This is a genomic window from Novosphingobium oxfordense (assembly GCF_044029435.1).
Lineage (GTDB): Bacteria > Pseudomonadota > Alphaproteobacteria > Sphingomonadales > Sphingomonadaceae > Novosphingobium.
Map to the genome: position 1 here is coordinate 3,674,169 of NZ_CP147005.1, position 19,745 is coordinate 3,693,913.

The following is a 19,745-nucleotide window of genomic DNA, read 5'->3' on the forward strand; positions in this document are numbered from 1 at the left end:
CGGACCTGACGGCCTGGGGAGGTTTGTGTGAGCGGACTGGAAGCACTGATGATCAAGGCCCGTGGCGCCGCGCGGCGGGGCGAGACCGATGCGGCGCGGGCGCTCTATCGCGAGGCGTTAACGCGGTTTCCGCGCAATTCGCGGGCTCGTGCCGCGCTGGACGCATTGGAGGCGGCCAACGCCAATCCGCCGCCGGACCAGCTCGATCCGATGATTTCCGCCTACCGCGCCGGCGCGCTGGACGAGGCAGTGCGCCACGGCACCCGATTGGCCGAGCAATTTCCGCAGAGCTTCGCCGTCCACAACCTGCAAGGCGCGGCTTTGCTGGCGATGGGCGTGCTGCCGGCGGCGGAGGCGGCCTTCCGCCGGGCGATCCTTGCGGACCCCGACGCCGCCGCCTGCTACAACAACCTGGCGATTACCTTGCGGCGACAGAACCGCACATTGGAGGCCGAATCGACCTATCGCGCCGTGATCGCCCGCCATCCCGAGTATGCGGACGCCCACTACAACCTTGCCAACCTGTTGGACCTTGCCGGACGGCCCAAGGAGGCCGAGGTGGAATATGCCGCTACCGTCAAGATCGACCCCGGCTATGTGGAGGCGCACTACAACCTTGGCAACTTGCGCGCGAAGCGCGGCGCGCGCGCGGCGGCGATCGATTCCTACCGCAAGGCGGTGACGTTGAAGCCCGACCATTCCGACGCCTACAACAACATGGGCGGCGAATTGCTGCTGCTGGATCGGGTCGACGAGGCGCTGGACGCTTACGACCGCGCGCTGGCGGCCGATCCCGACAATACCCAGGCGATCGTCAACCGGGGCAAGGCACTGGTGCTGACGGGCGCGCTGCCCGATGCCATCGCCGCGTTCCGCAAGGCCTACGCGATAAATCCCGACGATCGCTCCGCGCTGCTGCATGCCTTGTTCGAGGAAGCGCACATCTGCGACTGGAGCAATCGCGACCAGTACGCGCTGACCGCCGGTTCCGCCGCCGTCCAGCCTTTCGCGACATTGCCCTTCGTCGACGATCCGGAGCACCAGTATCGCCGTTCGCTGGCCTGCGCGGCGGTGAAGTTCGGCGCCGGTCCGGAATCCCTGGCGAAAAACCTGCCCGATCCCGCGCCGTCCGCCGACGGGCGCATCCGCATCGGCTACTTCTCGGCCGATTTCCACGATCACGCGACGATGTACCTGATGAGCGGGCTGTTCCGCGAGCATGACCGTGCGTGTTTCGACGTGCGCCTCTACAGCTACGGCCCGGCGCGCGAGGACGATGCCTCCCGCATCGCCCTGCGCCGCCAGGTCGATGCCTTTACCGAGATCGGCCACCTGACCGACGTGCAAGTGCGCGACCTTGCCCGCGACGATGCGCTGGACATCGCGGTCGACCTGAAGGGCTATACGCGCGGCACCCGCAGTTCGATGTTCGGCCAGCGGCTGGCGCCCGTGCAGGTGAGCCACATGGGCTATCCTGGCACCATGGGTCATCCCTGCATCGACTATTTCGTGGCCGACGCCGTTGCCCTGCCTCCGGGCGGCGAGGCGTGGTTCAGCGAGAAGATCGTGCGCCTTGCCGGCTGCTATCAGGCCAATGACGACCGGCGCGCGATCGTGCCCGATGCCCGCACCCGCGGCGACTGGGGACTGCCGGAAAGGCAGGAAGGGCCGGAAAGGCAGCAAGGGCCGGAAAGGCAGGAAGGGGGCTTCGTGTTCTGCTGCTTCAACCACACCTACAAGATCGGCCCGGCCGAGTTCGATATCTGGATGCGCCTGCTGGACCGGGTCGAAGGCAGTGTGCTCTGGCTGCTGCGATCCAACGAGTGGGCCGAGGCGAACCTGCGGCAAGAAGCGGCCGCGCGGGGGATCGACCCCGCCCGGCTGGTCTTCGCCCGCAACGTCCGCCATGGCGAGCACCTTGGCCGGCTGGCCCACGCCGACCTGTTCCTGGATACCTTCAACGTCAACGCGCACACCACGGCGTCCGACGCGCTATGGGCGGGCCTTCCCGTGCTGACGCTTAGCGGCAACCAGTTTGCGGCGCGGGTGGCGACCAGCCTGCTTCACGCCATCGGGCTGCCGGAAATGGCGGTGGCGGACGCGGCGGCCTACGAAGCCGCCGCGCTGGCCCTGGCACGCGATCCGGCGCGGCTGGCGGATCTGCGCGCGAAGTTAGTGGAAAACCGGCCGAGCGCGCCGCTGTTCCGCACGGCGGACTATACCCGCCGGCTGGAGCGCGCGTTCGCGGAAATGCATCGCCGCCGGCAGGCGGGGCTGGCGCCCGATCACTTCGAGGTGGAGTGACGGGAGGCCATGCCTCCCGCACGGGCCGTTACTTCGGATGGATCTGCTTGGTCCGGCTGCCCTTCAGGCTGATGCCGGCCATCAAGCCCTTCTGACCGAAGGCGAAGGCGTAGACTGCCTTGTTCAGCGTGGTGGTATCGAGTTCGGCGGCGGCGCCCTTGTCGATCATCACCACGTTGGGGTCCGATCCGACGTCCCAGCTTTCATTGGATGTCGCTTCGGCCAGCTTCTCGTTGTTCATGAAGAACAGGGCGTAGCCATAGCCCTGCGCGCCGGCCTGCAAGCCCACCGATGCGCTGGATATGTTGAAGAACTTCGTGACCTTGTCGTTCACCAGCAACACGCCGTCACCGGACGAACCGGCAATCACGAAGCCGCCCTTGATGATCTTGGGGAATACCATGATGCCTTTCGCGCGCTTGCCGATGGCGGCGGCCTTCGGATTGGCTGCGTAAAGCTGATGGAGCGCCGCACGCGACTTCGCCTCGATCTCGGCGGCCGACGATGCCGCCATCACCTGGCTGGGCATGGCTGTCGCCAAGGCCGCAATGGATAGAGTGAAAATCGCCGATCTGCGCGTAATTCCGGTGATCATCGATCGTCCTTCCCTAATGTGATGTCTGGTGCAGCGCGCCCTTCCGTCCGTCTTTCGTGGTCTTGCGCCCGTTTGAGCAGCGTGGGCAATCGACACAAACCCTGAAAACCGGAAGCGGAGTTCCGAAAGGCCGGGGCGACATGCCCATAACATGACCCGTTCGTGGAAGTTCCGCGATGCGGGGTGCTCGGTCGGGAATTTGCGTTCAGGCCGCCATTTACGCTGCTCGCGCCAAAGCCGGCTTGCTCAGCAGCGCCAGCAGCGAGATCCGGTTGAAGAACCACATTCGCTGCATTTCCAGGCTGCTGTATTTCCGCAAGGTATTGGCGAACGTATAAGGCGTGTACCAGACGTTGTGGTCCGGATGGACGCCTTCGAGGAACGTCTCGCTCTCGGCCCGATAGTCGAAGTGGCGGGCGCGGCACTGGAAGGCATCGGGCACGGAGATGAGGAACAGGCCGGCATCGACCGCCTCGATCTGGGCCAGGAATCCGGCGACGTCCGGCACATGCTCCATCACTTCGGGCACCAGCACCACGTCGTAGCGGTCGGTCGCCTGCGACAGGTCGGTGAACAATTCGCCCTTCACGTAAGGGCGCAGCTGTTCCAGCGCCTCCCCATGCGGGTCCACGCCGTCCAGGTGGGCGCAGTGTTCTTCCAGCCGGACGTGGAGCGAAGTGCGCGGGTCGGTGATCGGCCAGTCCGCGCAGCCGACATGCAGCACGCGCTTTCCGGACAGCAGGCTGGCGAAAACATCCATGCGGCCCAGCGCGGCGAGTTCCGAACTGACCGGCACGCGTTGGAGGAAGTAGGGCGCGTGGATCTTTTCCAGCGGCGAGCCATCGGTGGCCACCTGTTTGGGCGCCTGCTCGGGTGAGGGGGCCTGAGCAGGTGACGATGCCGGAACCGGAGCGGGCGCGGCGGCGGCGCCCGGATCGGCGCCCGGATCGGCCCTAAGATCGGCCCTAAGATCAGCCCTAAGATCGGTCTTATGGATCTGGTCGTAAGTCCGGTGGGTCGATCCCCAAAGCTGATGCGCATAGACCGGGTCGCGGCCTTCGTACGTCACCCCGGTGAAGTGGCGCGGGATGAAGTAGTGGCTGGGGTAGATGCGCAGCGGGGTATAGGCGAACTTGCGGTAGCAATCGGTCAGCCGCTGGGGACCCACCGTCTTCCACGCCATGTCACCGATTACGGAGGGGCTGACGGCGATGTCTTCGACGATCTGCTTCACGAAGGCATTGCCCGGCCGGCAACCGAAATAGCCGGCGGCGATCAGGCCGGGGCGGACGATCTCGTTCTCCCAGCAGGCGAAGGCCTCGCAATCGAGCAGGCCGTCATCCAGCGGGCGGGTGCAGATGCTGTCCGCGTCGAAGACCAGGCCGCCGTGTTCGTGCAGGATTTCCCAGCGCATCATGTCCGCCACGCCGTTCCATTCGCGCTGGCGCATTTCGGCCATGTGGCGGGCGTTGATCCAGTCGCGCCCGTTGAGATCGGAATTGCCCCAAAGGCGGAAGGCCCAGTCCGGATGGGCATCGCGCCAGGTCCGGATGCAATTGTCGGGGCGGCGGCTTTCGTCGCCCACCCAGATGAAGTGGAAAGTCTTCGGGATCATGCTTCGCCCTCGTTTCACCCTGCCGGCGATCTCGATCCCGAGAACTAGGACAACAGGGTTGATCGAGGACGAAGCTCCCCCCCAGGGAAAACGACTATTATGGAGCGGCACCAGCCCGCTCCCCCGCCCGATCTCCCATCCAGTATACACCGTTGTGGGCGGTCGGGCGGAGGAGCGGACTGGTACTGCGAAGTTCGGTTCTGGCGAATTTCCAAACGGTCTTTCGGGCCCATGGGGCGGCCCGCCCGCGCGGCGAGGGGTACGCCGTGCGGGCGGGACCCGGGTCAGGGACGGGAACGGTCCCTTTCCCTTGACGAGCCGGAGCGGCACGGTGGTGCGGATGTGCGCCGCTCCGGGCGGGATGACCCATGGGGGTGCAAGGGTCAGTCCCGCGGGATGATCCAGCGGATCGTCCCCATGTATGAGCCGGCGGAAGCCTCACCGTCGGCATTGGTGGCGGGCTCGAACCGGGCGCGCCGGCTGACGTACTTGCAGGTCGCCTCGTCCAGCCCTGAATAGCCGCTGGAACTCATGATCGTGCATTGCCCCACCCGGCCGCGTGCATCCACGTCGACGCGGAAGCGGACCATGCCCTGGTGCTCTGCGCGCAGTTCTCCGGCGGGATAGTCCTGCGTGGTGACCCAGGTGCCCGGATCGTTACGCGGCATCGCACCGCGCGGCTGAAAGCGCGGCGAAGGGGTGGTGGAAGGCTGCGGGAAGGGATCGAGCGCGGTGCCGGTCGGCGTGCCGGTGGCCACCGGCGGCAGGGAGGGAAGGTCGGTGGGTTGGGTGGTGGTCGTCGGGTCCTTGAGCACCGTGTGCGTGGTGGTGATGACCGTGTCGATCGACTTGGGCTGTTCCGGCTTGGATGTGGGCGTGGGAGGGGGAGGCGGCGGGTCCAGATGGACCATTACGCCCTCCGTGCGAGGCTTCGGTTCCGATTGGAATATCGTCACCGCAAAGCCGTTGATCAGGGCCAGCGCCACGCCGCCCTGAATCAATGCGACCACGCCCCCGGTGAGGAACTTTTGGTTGGGGTTGGAATTCCGATCGACGTAGGACATCGGCATTCTCTCCAATATGGTGCCCTTATTCTTGCGATTTCCGTTTTCGGATCATCGCAAGCCTGGCGCACTTCATGGTTTGAAAGCTAACACGAATCCCATCGTTTCAAATAAAATAATACTCAGCAATACAAGCATTTAACTGGCAATACTGACTATCACCATGCTTAGTAGTTACCGCGCTGCAGCAATGGCTTTCTGGCGGCGACGTTGCACCGAACTGCCAAGGCCGATTGCCTCGCGATACTTGGCCACGGTGCGGCGGGCCAGTTCGAAACCTTTCGCTTTCAGCAGGTCCACAAGCGTGTCGTCGGACAGGATCGCCTTGGGATCTTCCGCATCGATCAGCTGGCGGATCGCTGCCTTCACCGCCTCTGCCGACGCGCCTTCGCCGCCTGCCGCCGCCACGCCGGAAGTGAAGAAGTACTTCAACTCATAGGTCCCGCGCGGGCAGTTGAGATACTTGTTGGAGGTGACGCGGCTGACGGTGGATTCGTGCATGCCGATGGCTTCGGCCACCGTACGCAAGGTCAGCGGTTTCAGGTGGGAGACGCCGTGGCGGAAGAAGCCGTCCTGCTGGCGCACCAGTTCGGCGGCGACTTTCAGGATGGTCTTTTGCCGCTGGTCCAGCGCCTTGATCAGCCAGTTGGCATCGGTCAGCTTTTCGGAAAGCCAGTTGCGCGATGCCTTGTCGGTGCAGCCGCTGCGCAGTTCCAGGAAATAGCCGCGATTGACGATCAGGCGCGGCAGCGTCGCCTCGTTCAGCGCGATATCCCAGCCCGGTTGCGCGCTCTGCTTTTCGCCCTGCTTCTCTTCGGCTGCGGCCGGCGTAATCAGAATGTCCGGCACCACTGCCGCGCCCGGTTCGCCGCCGAAGCGCAGGCCCGGCTTGGGATCGTAGCCGCGCAATTCGCTCAGCATGTCCGCCATGTCTTCGTCGTCGGCGCCGCAGATGCGCTTGAGCCGGGGCAGGTCGCCGCGTGCGACAAGGTCCAGATTGTCGATCAGCCGCGCCATGCAGGGATCGTAGCGGTCCGCCTCTTTCGCCTGCAGCGCAATGCATTCGCCCAGCGTGCGCGCGCCGACGCCAGTGGGATCCAGCGATTGCAGCACTGCCAGCGCCGCCTCCGCCTCCGCTTCCTCCACGCCCAGGTCGATGGCGATTTCGCCCAGCGAGACGGGCAGGTATCCCGCCTCATCCAGCAGGCCGATCATGTAGCGGGCGATGCCGGTCAGCAGATCGTCGTCGGTGGCGGTGCCCAGTTGCGCTTCGAGATGCTCGACCAGCGATAGTTCGCCGCCGCCGTGCTGGTCGATGCCGGGGCCGTCCTCGCCGCCGCCCGCGCGCAAGTCTCCGCCCCAGTCGCCAGTCACCGAATCGCTGGAGGAGGCTTCGGCGCGCTCGTTGCCGTCGCCGGTGTCGCGCTCGCGCTCTCCGGCGGGGACTTCGATGTCGAGCGGGCGATCCTCTCCGCCGCGTCCTTCGCCGATCAGCCGGTCCACGGCGGACGTTTCCGGAGAGGTCAGGCGCGGGGTTTCGGCCGGGCCTTCGCCCACAACCGGCCCGACATCCGGTCCGGATGGAGCGCCACCCACGTCCAGCAGGGGATTGGCCTCCAGCGCTTCGCCGATGAAGGCTTCGATCTCAAGGTTGGAGAGCGCCAGCAGCTTGATCGCCTGCTGGAGCTGCGGGGTCATCACCAGCGACTGGCTTTGCCGCAGGTCCAGCCTGGGCCCCAGCGCCATGGCTCAGGTTCCCGAAGGGGGCTGCCTCGTCCCTGCCACCCCGATCGCGCCGTGGAGCCCCCTCACGACGCGGAACATGATAACGGGGCGGTGCCCCGTCACAGGGTGAAGCCTTCGCCCAGATAGAGGCGGCGCACGTTCTCATCGGCGACAAGCGCTTCCGGGCTGCCCGCGAACAGCACCTGGCCGCCGTAGATGATGCAGGCGCGGTCCACGATATCCAGCGTCTCGCGCACGTTGTGGTCGGTGATCAGCACGCCGATTCCGCGCGAACTCAGATCGCGTACAAGGTCGCGGATGTCGGCGATGGACAGCGGGTCGATGCCGGCGAAGGGTTCGTCCAGCAGCATGATCGAAGGCTTGGCAGCCAGCGCGCGCGCGATTTCGCAGCGGCGGCGCTCGCCGCCCGAAAGCGCCATCGCCGGGCTGGAGCGCAGGCGGGTAAGGCCGAATTCGTCCAGCAGACGCTCCAGTTCGGAGGCGCGGACATCGCGATCGGGCTCGTTCAGTTCCAGCACCGCGCCGATGTTTTGTTCGACGGTCATGCCGCGAAAGATCGATGTTTCCTGCGGCAGATAGCCCAGGCCCAGGATCGCGCGGCGATACATCGGCAGGCGCGTCACATCGACGCCGTCCATCAGGATGCGGCCCGAGTCGGGACGCACCAGGCCCATGATCGAATAGAAGCAGGTGGTCTTGCCGGCGCCGTTCGGGCCCAGCAGGCCCAGCACTTCGCCCTTGGCGACCGAGACGGAAATGTCGGTCAGGACCGCGCGCTTGTCATAGCTTTTGGCGATCGAGATGACCTCAAGCCCGCCATTCTGCGCCACGGTAAGCGCGGCGGCCGGGGTTTCCTTCATGCGTTCGCTCGTTTCGGTCATCTTCCCCGCCGTTTACGCAGCCCACCGGCCTATCGCAAGCCGCCATTTCCGGCTGGCGACCGGATGGGCGCCAGAGCGTGCATTGTTCGCGGGAACGCCGGGGACGGTGCGACAGTTTCAGTACCGTCATAAGGTCCATAATGCAGGGATAGAAAATTGCGTTCCGCATGGCGCGAACTTGCCAATCCATGCGCCGCGTGATCTAGTGATCGCGGGAGAGACAACAAAGGTCGCACTCAGGACAGAAAGGTTAGGCTCGATGGCCAAGACCGGCAGACATACAGGGATTTCAGACGGTTTCAGCCGCAATGCCGAGGGGGGGCATGCGGATCTGCGCTCTACACAAGCGCCGCAGCCGGTTCGACATACCCCGCCGGAAGCTGATCGCGATCAGGCTAAGGCATTGCCCGACTTTCGCCGCAAGATGAGCGATCACATCGCCTATGCCCTGCTGGTCTACACCGCGCTCCAGATTTTCGTGACGATCGGCGCGCTGAAGGCCGGCGGCGAATCGCTGCTGCCCTATCTGGCGCTGGTTATCCTGGTAATCGCCATCATCCCCGCCTGCCGCCGTTTCGAAGCCCGCTGGAACCGCCTGACCGACGAACAGGCACACGATCCGGCACTTCAGCCGTTCTACCGCCGCGATCTGATGATGCTCTGGGGATTGGCGATCGGCCTGCCTTTCGCGCTTACCGGGCTGTTCAAGGGACTTGCACTGCTGGTTCGGTGATACTGTCGCTGTCCCGTTATCCTGTTATCAGACCTTGCGCTTGCCCACCCCGCTGCGACTAGGCAGCAGGCTGCCAAGTCTCGCTCCCCTCCCGCTTGCGGGAGGGGATGACAGCGCACCAAGTCGTGCAAAGCGCAATTACGCCCTCCCGCAAGCGGGAGGGCCGCGAGGCTTGGTGAGCCACAGGCGAACCTAGCCGCAGCGGGGTGGGCAACCTCAACCTCAACCTCAACCTCAACCTCAACCTCAACCGGAACCACCGCCCATCACCAGACCACCATTTGCCCTTCGCCGCCGGTGCGCTTAGGTCAGCAAGGAATGCGGTGCGTGGTCCATGTTCGGGCCGCGCTCATGGAGATCGATCAAGGATGCTGACCCCCGACGAAGCGCTGGACCGCGCACAGCAATTGGTGGAGCGCGCGCGCCGGGTCGGCGCGGACGCCGCCGACGCGGTCTATGGCGCCAGTTCTTCGGAGGCGATCCAGGTGCGCCTTGGCAAGCTGGAAGACGTCGAACGGTCGGAAAGCGAGCATATTTCGCTGCGCCTGTTCGTCGGCCGGCGGTCCGCCAGCATCGGCTCCAGCGACTTGTCCCCGCAGGCGCTGGACGAACTGGCGAACCGGGCACTGGCGATGGCGCGCAGCGCGCCGGAAGATGCCTTTGCCGGGCTGGCGCCTGAGGAACTGCTCTCTACCGGCCCCTGGCCCGATCTGGACCTGCTGGACGATCGCGAGCCCGGCCCGCAGGACTTGCGCCTGATGGCAGAGGAGGCGGAGGACGCCGCCCGCGCGGTGGCCGGCGTCACCAATTCGGATGGCGCCTCGGCCAGTTCGGGCGGCGGCGTGGTGGCATTGGCCACCAGCCATGGTTTCGGCGGCGGCTACGGCTCCACCAGCCGCTCTGTCAGCGCATCGGTGGTTGCGGGAGAAGGCGTGGACAAGCAGCGCGACAGCGACTGGCGGGCCATGCACCACTGGTCCGACCTGCCGACCTCGGCCTCGATCGGCACGCTGGCGGGTGAGCGGGCCGTGGCCAAGCTTGCGCCGGGCCGACTGCGCAGCGGGCCGATGCCGGTGGTGTTCGACCCGCGCGTGGGCGGATCGCTGGTGGGCCACCTGCTGGGCGCAATGTCGGGCAGTGCGATCGCCCGCCGGTCCAGTTTCCTGCTCGACCGGCTGGATCAGGCGATCTTCGCCAACGGCGTGACCATCGTCGAGGATCCGCTGCGCCCGCGCGGGCTGCGTTCGCGCGCGTTCGATGGCGAGGGGCTGGCGACGCGCGCGCGCAATCTGGTGGAGGATGGGCGGCTGACCGGCTGGCTGATGGAAAGCGCCTCTGCGCGCCAGTTGGGGCTCGCCCCCACCGGCCATGCCGCGCGCGGCGGCAACGGCGCGCCGGGGGTTTCGGTGGGCAATGTCGACCTGCTGCCGGGCACGCTCTCCCCCGCCGAGCTGATGGCGGACATCAAGGATGGCGTCTACGTCACCGAACTGATCGGCCAGGGCGTGAACGGAGTGACCGGCGATTACAGCCGGGGCGCATCGGGCTTCCGCATCGTCGATGGCCAGATCGCCGGCCCGGTCGCGGAATTCACCGTGGCGGGCAACCTGCTGGCGATGTTCGCGGCGCTGATCCCGGCCAACGATCTTGTGCGCGACCGATCGCTGAACGTGCCGACCTTGCGGGTGGACGGGCTGACCGTGGCGGGGGACTGACCAGCCCCTCACCGGTTCTTGCGCGGGTCTTCCTGGTGCATGCGCACTTCCATCTGCGGGAAGGGCATTTCGATGTTCTCGGCAGCGAAGCGCCGGGCGATATCGAAGCGCATGGCGGAGGCGGTGGCAGTGCCGTCGGTTGCGTCGCGCACGAAGACCAGCAGGCGCATCTGGACCGCGCTGTCGGCAAAGGCATCCAGCGTCACGTTGGGTTCGGGCCAGGACAGCACGCCGTCCTGCGCCTTGGCGATCTCGACCAGCACCTCGCGCACGTGTTCCAGGTTCGATCCGTAGGCGACGCTGATCGGCACCACCACGCGCGCCAGATGCTCACCCAGGCTGAGGTTCTTCACGCTGCCGGTGATCAATTGCGAGTTCGGGATGATGATCTGGTGCCGGTCGAAGCTTTCGAGATGGGTCGAGCGGACCGAGACCTTGCGGACGATGCCCGAATAAGTGCCCACCTCGATCCAGTCCCCCTCGCGGATCGGGCGTTCGACCAGCAGGATGATGCCGCTGGTGAAGTTCTCCACCGTCGATTGCAGGCCGAAGCCAAGGCCCACCGAAAGGGCGGTGGCGATGAAGGCCAGGCTGGTGAGGTCAAGGCCCGTGGTGGCGATGGCGATGGCCGCCGAAATGACGATGCCGACATAGCCGATGATGGTGACGATGGAGGCCTGCGAGCCCCGGTCTATCTCGAACTGGGGCAGGATCGTCAGGTTGATGATCCGCTGGGTCCACCGCGTGGCGATGTAGCCGGCCAGGAACACGAAGGCGAAAGTCAGGATGTCTCCCGCCGAGATATTGACGTTGCCGAAGGTCACGCCGGTGCGCAGCATGACCACCGCGTCGCCGATCTCGCGGCTATTGTAGCCCCAGGTGATCGCCAGTAGCGGCAGGGCGGAAAGGGTCAGCACCACGCCGGCCAGCATCGGCACGAAATGGATGCTGGCGCGGTAGCGTTTCAGCCCGCCCTCGGCGAGCAGGCCGACGATCAGGCTGACCAGCCGGTGAAGGAATATGGCGATGGCGATGATCGCTACCGACATGACGAGATCGGAAAACAGCTCGCGCGCCAGTACGATGTAGCCGACGACGGCGGCGGTGATGCAGCCGGCTGCCAGCAGCATCAGGATCTTGGCGAGCGGCCCCGCGAAATCGAGGGGGTCGCCCTGCTTGCGGGTGGAGCGTGAATGCAGCGTCGGGGTAGCCGGCGCATCCGGCGTCTTGTCGCGCCCCTTGCCGATGATATCGGCGAAACGCCAGACCAGCGCGCCGCCGCAGATCAGCAGTATCGCGGAGGCAAGATCGATCACCGATATGGCCAGGAAGCCCTGGTCCTCTATCCCCTCCACCACGATTTCCAGCGCCAGCACGATGCCCAGCAGGCGCACGGTGCCCACCGCGCGGTCGATCAGGTCCGGGCGCAGGCGGACCAGCCGCAGTTCGTGAAAGGGTGATTGCAGCGTGCTTTTCGCCAGCCACTGGGCGATCGCCACCACCAGCGCGGCCAGCAGCAGCAGCACGCTGAGCGCGGCCAGCGTCTCGTTATCGAGGAATGGCCGCATCAGCAGGTTGAAGGCCGCGACCGAGCAGCCGATCGCGAAGAACAGGAAGATCGCGGCGATCACATCCTCGATCACGATGTAGATCAGCCGCGGCGCGGTCTGCGGCGTGGCCTGGTGCTTTTCCACGAAGCGGCGGCGGACGATGCGCAGCAGGCGGATAGAGGCGAAGGGCCCTAGCAGCACCAGCGCGGCCACTGCCAGCAGGCGCAGCGCGAAATGGCTGGCGCCGTCGCGCGCCACGCCTTTCGCGCCTTCTCGCGCGGCGATGTCCAGCCCCTTCTGCCCGTCGCCGGCGACATCGATCCACAGCCGGGGATCGAGGATGGATCGCGTCCGTTCGGAACGGCGGTTGCGTTCCAGCGTGGCGATGCGTTCGTCCAGTTCCGAAACCAGCGTGGATGCGCGGGCCTGCGCCTCGCGCGCGTCCAGCACGGGGGCGAGTTTTACCGAGAGCTGCGCGTCCAGCTCCTTGCGGCGCGCGGTGATCGCGCCGGGTTCGGTCTTGCCCTCTGCCGGTACGGCGCCGAGCGCGGCGATCTGGGCCTGGATGATGCGCGCATCCAGATTGCTGCGATCGGCGATCTGGCGCGCGAGGTCGCGGTCCGCGGCCAGCCGATCACGCAATTTGTTGAGCTGGTGGACGCCGTAGTAGTCGTAATTGCCGATGGGCTTGGCCAGCACTGCCTGGGCTTGCGCGGCATCGGCGTTGAACTTCGCCACCGCCTCCGGACCGATCAGCGAGACGATGGGATGGGCGGGCGCTGTCTCGGTTTGGGCGGGCCCGGAATTGGCAGGCCCGGAATCGGCGGCTCCGGATTCCGTGACAGGCGTGGCGGAAGCATCCGGCTTCGGGCTGGCGGATGGAAGCGGGATCGGCAGGATCGGCAATTGCGCTTGCGCGGAAGCGCTCGCCAGCAGACCGCAGAACGCCAGCAGCATGAGCACGGCGCGCCGAAACGGGGCGTTGCGCCTCACGGCCCGCAGGTCACCGTGCCATCCATGCCGGCAATCCATCGACGTATCGCGGTCCAAGTCGTTTCCCCGAAATGCCGGCCGCAACGGAGGTCAGAGCGGGGCGAATTCGTAAATGCCGCTATCCATCTTCAGCGCAAGGAAAAGATGTCCGTCACGCAAGGTGTAGCTGGCCACGTCCGGCAGGCGCGCGGCCATGGTCTGGCCCATATCCGGTTGCGCGCAGAGCGCGCGGGTGGAGGCGACCGGGCCGATCGTCAGCGAGCCGCCTTCTCCACCCCCCTGTTCATTGGGTGTTGCGGTCCAGGATGCGCGGCCGCGATTGCAGTCCAGCTGCATGGCCAGTGCCCCGTCGGCCCCGAATTCCAGCGTGTAGGTGCGCCCGGCGTCGGGCCTGGTGGTGCCCTGCGCATCGTCCATCGACTGGAAGCCGATCAGTTTCCACGAGGTGCCGGCAAGGCCGCCCGTCGCAGGGGGCTGCGGAACCGTGGATGGCGGGCCGGCGGGAGGGCCGGCGGGAGGACCGGCAGGCTGGGGCGCTTGCGGGGCCGTCTGGCAGCCGGCAAGCGCCAGCGCCGCCAGTGTCGCACAGGAAATCAGGGAAATCCGCTTCATCGGCTTGTTCCTCCCATCGGGATATCGATCTGCATTCCGGCCCGCTTCGCAGGCGGTCACGATCCCTGCGCCAGCAGGAAGTTCCAGCGCACACCCAACTGGCCGATGAAGCCATGGTAGGCGCGCGTCGGCACGTTCGAATCGTTGTTGGTATAGCCGCCTTCGGCATAGAGCGCATAGTTCCGCGCCACCGCATATTCCAATCCCACGGAGCCGCGCACTTGCGTGTCGCGCCGCTTGAAATCGTAGAAGTTGGAGAAGGCGGCCTTGTAATAGCGCTTGGCGAAATAGGCGCGGCCGTAAAGGTCCAGCTTGGGCGTCAGCGCCGTGCGGCCGATCAGTTGCGCGCCGAACCCGTCATAGCTGAAGCGCTGGGCATCGGCATCGTGGTGCATGCCCAGCAGCGATCCCTGGATGCGCGTGGGCCCGTTGCCCGGCCGCCAGAAATGCCGCAACTCGCCCAGCCATTCGGACTGGTCGTAGCCGCGGAACGTGCATTCGCACTGGTTGCGAAAGCCATAGCGCAGGCGGACGGTGGTGGTGTGTTCGCGGTTGTGGCGCATGATCAGCTGCCCATCGATGCGATAGCGGTCGAACACGCGGCCATTGTTGCTGAACACATAGTCGAAGCCCGGGATCAGCCGCAGCTTGACGCGGCCCTTGTCCGCCAGCGCCAGATCGTACTGCGCCTCGGTCCCAAGGCGGTAGCGGTTGTAGTCGCTCTCCACCGGAAACACGTCTGCCCCGGCCAGTGCGCGCAGGATCACCGGGCCGGTATCGTAGCTGAGCCGCATGCTGGTGCCGAGGTCGGTCTGGATGCGATCCTGATCGGGTGTGGAATCGATCACGTCCGGCGGCACCACGCCGCGGCCTACCCAGGCCGAACCGTCGAACACCAGATCGCCTTGTTTCGCGATGGCGACCGTCGGGGCCATGGCAGTCAGGACAAGCGCAACGGGGGCGGCGGAGAGCGAAATGCGGCGGCATGCGGGAGTCATGGCGTCTCCTGAGGGGGGATGTTCGGAGAAGGCGCGGGCTGGGGCACCGCCTGTTCGGCAGACGGGGCCTCCAGTGGCGCAAGACTTGGTGCGGCGGATGCCAGGGCATGCCCGGTATCGGGCAGGGCAACGCGGGTGCGGCGCGTGTTGATCGGGATCGTCAGCGCCGATTCCAGCGTGTACCAGGCCCGCAGCGTGCGGAAGAAGACGTAGGGCGGCAAAGACAGAAAAGCGCGGGGTTCCTTGCTCAGCACGATCGCGAGGACCGCATTCAGAAGCGGTGCGCCCAGCAGCACCGCCAATACGGCATGCCAGTCCAGTGGATAGCTGGTGTTGTGCGAAAAGATCGCTTCCAGCAGGCCAAATACCAGCAGCGGCACCATCATCGCCCGGCGGGCATTGTTGAGCAGCATGTAGGGCAGGATCAGCTTGCCGCGAATGGTGATCCGGCGGGACAGGATCAGCGAACTGGCCCGCGCGCTGACATGGTAGACGGATCGGAACCAGCGCAGCCGCTGTTCGCGCAAGTGCGCAAAGCTGGTCGGCACTTCGGACACATAGCGCACCCGTTCGTCCACCATCGAGTGATAGCCCAGCTCGGCGATCCGCAGCGAGATGTCGGTATCTTCGCCGTTCATGCCGGCGGGGAACGATCCGGCGCGTTGTAGCGCGCTGCGCCGGTAGATCACGAACATGCCGGGAATGCCGACAAGGCCGGTGATCGCGGAGAGGGCGGGCGAATAGTAGCCGTGCTTCAGCAGCACTTCCACCAGCCGCCCGCCATCGAACAGGGCACCGCCCGGCGGCAGCGGAATGCCGCCCACCGCGCCCGTCTCCGCATTGGCGAAGTTCTGCATGGCCAGCCGGAAGGTATCGCTGCGGACCAGCGTGTCCGCATCGATGCGCACGATGAATTCATGGCTGGCGATGGCGGCCCCGGCGTTCAGCGCATGGGCCTTGCCGGGCCGGGGCACTTCCACCACGTGGCCATCCAGTGCATTGCATGCGGCGATGGCGGCGCGGGCATGGTCCCCGGTGCCGTCGGTGGAGGCGTTGTCCATGATGATGAGCTGGACCGGCGCGCTGTATTCGGCGGCGGCCCGGTCGATATAGCGGATCGTCTCTTCGATGATGTAGCGTTCGTTGTGCGCGGGCACGATCACGCTGATCGGCGCGGCAAAGTCGCGCCGGGCCAGCATCCGGCGTTCCACGGCGGCGATCACGTAGAGCTGCGCGAAGAACACCGTAAGAAACAGCACCACGCCCGGGCCGATCCCGCCCAGCAGGCTCAGTTCCCGAAGATCGTTGAGCAGCGCCACGTTGTGAAAGCCTGCCCATGCGGAAACCACCATGGCCACGGCCCCGGTCGCGGCGATACGGAACAGCGAGCGGTAGTTGTGGTGCCGGTCGATCCGCACATAGACCGCCTTGGGCATCGTCCCGCGTTCCAGCATGATGAAGGCGAAGATGCCGAACCCCAGCAAGCCGGCGATCACCTGGATCACCGATAGCGGATAGGGTTCGCCGATCAGCCCCAGCAGCGCGGTGCTGCCCAGGTCGAGCAGCGCGCAGACGACCAGAAAGCGCAGCACCAGGTCGAACGCCATCAGCGCGCGGGCCTTCGCGGTGCCGGAGGCGAAGATCGCGAAGGATATGTAGAAAGAGAGGATGAAGGCCCGCACCGCCAGCGCGTGCATGCCCATATAGGGCCCGAAAACGTAATCGCGGGCGGGAAACAGCTTGTCCAGCCAGCCCAGTTCGAACGCGGCGATCTGGATCGAGGAAAGGATCGCGAACGTCAGCAACAGCGCCGGGGCCCGCAGCGTGGAGACTTGTACGGCAAGCTGGCCGGGGCGGCTGTCCACCGACCGGAAATTGGCATCGCGCCGGGAATACTCGCCGGCGGAGGCCATTACTGCTGGCTGGCGCCGCGCGCGGCCGGCGATGCGGTGCCGGTTGGGCTGGGGGTTGCCGTTGGAATGGTCACCGGCACGGTGGGCAGTCTGGGCGGCTGGGCGAAAGTGACGACCAGCACGACATTGTCGGACAGGGCGCGTGCACTGGGCGTAAGCGGCTCCGCGCTCACTTCATCGCGCTTGTCGGCCGGGGCGGAGACGATCCAGCGGGCCGGCCCCGGTCGCAGGCGGGCGACCTTGGCGGCAACGTCCCCGGCGAAGACCTGCACGGTGGCGCGCGGCGCCTTGTCGTCGAAGCGCAGGCGGCTGGGCGCCAGGTTCGAGAGCAGCAGGCTTGCCGCCTGGGCATCGGGCGCGGTCAGCGGCTCGCTCGCCAGCCGCACCGGCTGTGCGGCCTGGAGGGCGGCGCGTAACTGCATGGCCGGCAGGATCGTGCGCGGCCCGGCCTGAAGCACGGTATTCGGCAGCATTTCCGCTGCGATCAGGCGCATCGCTCCGCAGCGCATGTCGGTCTCGCTATAGGAGGTCAGCGTGATTTCCAGATCGTTGCGCGCCTTGTGAAGATCGGCGGGAAGCTGGATCGACTGGTTGACGTGGAACTGGCTGGCGGCGGGCTTGCCGGTCTCGTCCTTGTCGCCGGCCTGCCCCAGCGCGCGGGTCCAGACCAGCCGATCGTTCAGCATGACCACCATCGTCGTGCGGGTGCCGGCCAGCGGGCCCATCACCATGTGGAGGTCCAGCGTGGAGGGCAGGGCACCGCCCGGCAGGTCCGCGATGTTGTAGCTATAGCGCCAGGTCGTCTCGCGATCGAACCGGCGGGCGCCGCCGTTGGCGATGTCCGACACCAGCGGGATCGGATAGGTCAGCAGGCCCTGGCGGATGCGCAAATCGGATGCAAAATCAGGCTGCGAGGCGACCTTCAGCATGTCGCCCAGTTCCTTTGCCGACAGGCCCTTTTCGCCGAAGTAGGTCATCTGGCCCTTTTCGACCAGGCGGGCGGCGGCGATCATCGCGGCAGTGTCGGCCGGATCGCCCCGATCTTCCCAATCGACCGGGATCAGGCTGCCCCACAGCGCCAGCTTGTCGCGCAAACTGGCCACCGGACGGTCCAGCCGCAGCGAAAGCCCGCTCTGCGGCAGGATCGTCACCACGGCGGACATCGCTTCGGCCGGCGTGCATTCGGCCAGCGGCCCGCGCCCGATCAGGGCCAGCTTCACGTCCAATTGCCTTGCGGCCAGTTCGGACGGCGTCAGCTGGACTTCGGCCTGCTGCTGGGTACGCCCTTCGCCCAGCAGGACGTCGGCCCGCTTGATACCGTTGATCGTGACCCGCAGCGCCCCCTGCGCGCCCTTGGCGGCGTCGACGCGGAAGAACACGTTGTAGACCCCGCTGCGCGGGCGCGCATCGACCGGCAGGCGAAAGGCTTTGCTGACATAGGACGGCAGCCCGGAAAGGATCAGCGGTGTATCCGGATGGGTCTGCGCCACGAAAACCGATCGGCCGGCATCGCCGGTGTACTTGATCGATCCTGCTTCGTAATCGTCGAAATAGGGCGGTCCCAGACGATCGCGGTTGGTCAGCCCGGCAAACAGACCTGTCTGCCCGATAGCCATCAGCACGCCGACCAGCAGCAGTGCCAGCAGTCCGATACCCCACAGCCTCATCGACGCCTTACCTCCGCTGCCGGGAGCATCCCCCGATCGTTACCGTTCGACACGGCCGTCAAACTGCCGTCCGCGCTCCCACCGTGTGGTTTTGCCTGCCCAGCAGTTCGCGCTCCTCGTGCGACCAGGCGGTGCGTGCGCGAATATGCGCAAGGTCCACCCGGTCGGCGAAGCGGGTGGAGATCTCTATCGTCTCTCCCAGCAGGCCCTCTTCCAGCAGGATCGGATCGAGGCCCAGCGAGCGGAACGTGGCATTGCTGACCACCAGATCGTTTTCCGCCGCTTCCTTGCGCGGATTGGGCAGGTTCTCGATCGACGCGCCGGTCACGCGGGAGACCAACGCGGCAAGGTCGCGCACGCGCAGCGTTTCGGCGATCTGGTTCAGGATCTTTACCCGGTCCCCCCGCTGCGGCGGGTGCGCGACGGCCAGGGCGATGCAGCGCACGGTGTCCTGAATGTTGATGAAGGCGCGCGTCTGGCCGCCAGTGCCGTGGACCGTCAGTGGATGGCCGATTGCCGCTTCCACCAGGAAACGGTTGAGCACGGTGCCGTATTCACCGTCATAATCGAAGCGGTTGATCAGGTCTTCGTGCTGGCGGGTTTCCTCGGTCTGGGTGCCCCAGACGATGCCCTGGTGCAGATCGGTGATCCGCAGCTTGTCGTTCTGGGCGTAGAACTGGAACAGCAGCTGATCCATCGACTTGGTCAGGTGATAGATGCTGCCGGGCCGGGTGGGATAGAGGATCTCCCAGTCATGCCGCTCTCCCGCCTTGTCGACGATTTCGACGCCCAGGTAGCCTTCGGGAATCTCGAACCCGGCGCCGCCGTAGCCATAGACCCCCATGGTGCCTAGGTGGACCAGATGCGTGTCCAACCCGCATTCGACCAGCGCGCAAAGCACATTGTGCGTGCCCTGCACATTGTTGCCCACGGTGTAGCGCTTTTCCACCGGCCCGCGCATCGAATAGGGCGCGGCGCGCTGTTCGGCGAAGTGGACGATAGTGTCCGGCATCTCCGCCGCGATCAGCGCGGTCAGCTGCGCCGGATCCTGCGCGATGTCGATGTAGTGAAAGCCCAGTTGCCGGCCGCTGACATCGCGCCAGGCGTCGATCCGTTGTTCGATGGAGACGATCGGCGTCAGGCTGCGAATGCCCAGCTCCGCATCGATGCGGCGCCGCGAAAAGTTATCGATGATGACGACGTCATGGCCCAGGCGGGAAAGATGCAGCGAAGTGGGCCACCCACAGAAGCCGTCACCACCCAGCACGAAAATCTTCTTCCGGGATACCATGCGGTCTCCGTCAGCGATACTTCATGAAGTGCATGATAATACCTGCTTATTGCGCACCGACCAGTCAC

Annotated in this window: 14 protein-coding genes; 3 read left to right on the forward strand and 11 right to left on the reverse strand. The window is 66.0% G+C overall.

Going from position 1 to position 19,745, the window contains the following annotated elements:
- Nucleotides 1-48: 48 nt before the first annotated feature.
- Complete coding sequence (locus WBP07_RS17430; RefSeq protein WP_395392901.1) at nt 49-2,304, forward strand: tetratricopeptide repeat protein; 2,256 nt, start codon at nt 49-51, stop codon at nt 2,302-2,304.
- Nucleotides 2,305-2,332: 28 nt separating this feature from the next.
- Here WBP07_RS17430 and WBP07_RS17435 read toward each other — a convergent pair whose 3' ends face one another.
- From WBP07_RS17435 to lptB, 5 genes are all read right to left on the reverse strand, one after another.
- Nucleotides 2,333-2,833 carry a YSC84-related protein gene (locus WBP07_RS17435; protein ID WP_395392903.1) on the reverse strand — a complete coding sequence of 167 codons (501 nt, stop codon included), beginning with the start codon at nt 2,831-2,833 and terminating at the stop codon, nt 2,333-2,335.
- Nucleotides 2,834-3,116: 283 nt separating this feature from the next.
- Nucleotides 3,117-4,514 (reverse strand): methyltransferase domain-containing protein, encoded by a 1,398-nt coding sequence (locus tag WBP07_RS17440; protein WP_395392905.1) that lies wholly within the window; start codon nt 4,512-4,514, stop codon nt 3,117-3,119.
- A gap of 383 nt (nt 4,515-4,897) precedes the next feature.
- Entirely contained in the window at nt 4,898-5,578 is a 681-nt protein-coding gene (locus WBP07_RS17445; protein WP_395392907.1) for an energy transducer TonB, read from the reverse strand.
- A 174-nt stretch (nt 5,579-5,752) separates the two neighbouring features.
- The gene (rpoN, locus tag WBP07_RS17450) at nt 5,753-7,324 is read right to left on the reverse strand and encodes an RNA polymerase factor sigma-54 (RefSeq protein ID WP_395392908.1); all 1,572 of its coding nucleotides are present in this window, start codon (nt 7,322-7,324) and stop codon (nt 5,753-5,755) included.
- A gap of 98 nt (nt 7,325-7,422) precedes the next feature.
- Nucleotides 7,423-8,184, reverse strand: coding sequence for an LPS export ABC transporter ATP-binding protein (gene lptB, locus WBP07_RS17455; protein ID WP_395395827.1), 762 nt, complete (start codon nt 8,182-8,184; stop codon nt 7,423-7,425).
- A 445-nt stretch (nt 8,185-8,629) separates the two neighbouring features.
- On the opposite strand from lptB, the gene WBP07_RS17460 reads away from it, so the two are divergent.
- Entirely contained in the window at nt 8,630-8,938 is a 309-nt protein-coding gene (locus WBP07_RS17460; protein WP_395392909.1) for a hypothetical protein, read from the forward strand.
- A gap of 368 nt (nt 8,939-9,306) precedes the next feature.
- Complete coding sequence (locus tag WBP07_RS17465) at nt 9,307-10,653, forward strand: TldD/PmbA family protein (RefSeq protein WP_395392911.1); 1,347 nt, start codon at nt 9,307-9,309, stop codon at nt 10,651-10,653.
- 8 nt (nt 10,654-10,661) lie between these two features.
- On the opposite strand, the gene WBP07_RS17470 is transcribed toward WBP07_RS17465, so the two are convergent.
- The 6 genes from WBP07_RS17470 to WBP07_RS17495 all read right to left on the reverse strand — a co-directional run bounded on the left by WBP07_RS17470 (nt 10,662) and on the right by WBP07_RS17495 (nt 19,677).
- Nucleotides 10,662-13,196, reverse strand: coding sequence for a DUF3772 domain-containing protein (locus tag WBP07_RS17470; RefSeq protein WP_395392912.1), 2,535 nt, complete (start codon nt 13,194-13,196; stop codon nt 10,662-10,664).
- A 90-nt stretch (nt 13,197-13,286) separates the two neighbouring features.
- Nucleotides 13,287-13,808, reverse strand: a complete 522-nt coding sequence (locus WBP07_RS17475; protein ID WP_395392915.1) for an META domain-containing protein — start codon at nt 13,806-13,808, stop codon at nt 13,287-13,289.
- A 56-nt stretch (nt 13,809-13,864) separates the two neighbouring features.
- On the reverse strand, nt 13,865-14,806 hold the full coding sequence (locus WBP07_RS17480) for a hypothetical protein (protein WP_395392916.1): 942 nt from the start codon (nt 14,804-14,806) through the stop codon (nt 13,865-13,867).
- On the reverse strand, nt 14,803-16,719 hold the full coding sequence (locus WBP07_RS17485; RefSeq protein WP_395392917.1) for a glycosyltransferase: 1,917 nt from the start codon (nt 16,717-16,719) through the stop codon (nt 14,803-14,805). The genes WBP07_RS17480 and WBP07_RS17485 overlap by 4 nt, the downstream gene beginning before the upstream one ends.
- Nucleotides 16,719-18,386: a hypothetical protein gene (locus WBP07_RS17490; RefSeq protein ID WP_395392918.1), complete on the reverse strand. Its 1,668-nt coding sequence runs from the start codon at nt 18,384-18,386 to the stop codon at nt 16,719-16,721. Before WBP07_RS17490 ends, WBP07_RS17485 begins: the two co-directional genes overlap by 1 nt.
- Nucleotides 18,387-18,444: 58 nt before the next feature.
- Nucleotides 18,445-19,677 carry an NAD-dependent epimerase/dehydratase family protein gene (locus WBP07_RS17495; RefSeq protein WP_395392920.1) on the reverse strand — a complete coding sequence of 411 codons (1,233 nt, stop codon included), beginning with the start codon at nt 19,675-19,677 and terminating at the stop codon, nt 18,445-18,447.
- Nucleotides 19,678-19,745: the final 68 nt, after the last annotated feature.

Bases quoted from the DNA above. Each gene is read 5' to 3' on its own strand.
- WBP07_RS17430 (WP_395392901.1), top strand. From the start codon at position 49: ATGATCAAGGCCCGTGGCGCCGCGCGGCGGGGCGAGACCGATGCGGCG.
- WBP07_RS17435 (WP_395392903.1), bottom strand. From the start codon at position 2,833: ATGCCCAGCCAGGTGATGGCGGCATCGTCGGCCGCCGAGATCGAGGCG.
- WBP07_RS17440 (WP_395392905.1), bottom strand. From the start codon at position 4,514: ATGATCCCGAAGACTTTCCACTTCATCTGGGTGGGCGACGAAAGCCGC.
- WBP07_RS17445 (WP_395392907.1), bottom strand. From the start codon at position 5,578: ATGTCCTACGTCGATCGGAATTCCAACCCCAACCAAAAGTTCCTCACC.
- rpoN (WP_395392908.1), bottom strand. From the start codon at position 7,324: ATGGCGCTGGGGCCCAGGCTGGACCTGCGGCAAAGCCAGTCGCTGGTG.
- lptB (WP_395395827.1), bottom strand. From the start codon at position 8,184: ATGAAGGAAACCCCGGCCGCCGCGCTTACCGTGGCGCAGAATGGCGGG.
- WBP07_RS17460 (WP_395392909.1), top strand. From the start codon at position 8,630: ATGAGCGATCACATCGCCTATGCCCTGCTGGTCTACACCGCGCTCCAG.
- WBP07_RS17465 (WP_395392911.1), top strand. From the start codon at position 9,307: ATGCTGACCCCCGACGAAGCGCTGGACCGCGCACAGCAATTGGTGGAG.
- WBP07_RS17475 (WP_395392915.1), bottom strand. From the start codon at position 13,808: ATGAAGCGGATTTCCCTGATTTCCTGTGCGACACTGGCGGCGCTGGCG.
- WBP07_RS17480 (WP_395392916.1), bottom strand. From the start codon at position 14,806: ATGACTCCCGCATGCCGCCGCATTTCGCTCTCCGCCGCCCCCGTTGCG.
- WBP07_RS17485 (WP_395392917.1), bottom strand. From the start codon at position 16,719: ATGGCCTCCGCCGGCGAGTATTCCCGGCGCGATGCCAATTTCCGGTCG.
- WBP07_RS17490 (WP_395392918.1), bottom strand. From the start codon at position 18,386: ATGAGGCTGTGGGGTATCGGACTGCTGGCACTGCTGCTGGTCGGCGTG.
- WBP07_RS17495 (WP_395392920.1), bottom strand. From the start codon at position 19,677: ATGGTATCCCGGAAGAAGATTTTCGTGCTGGGTGGTGACGGCTTCTGT.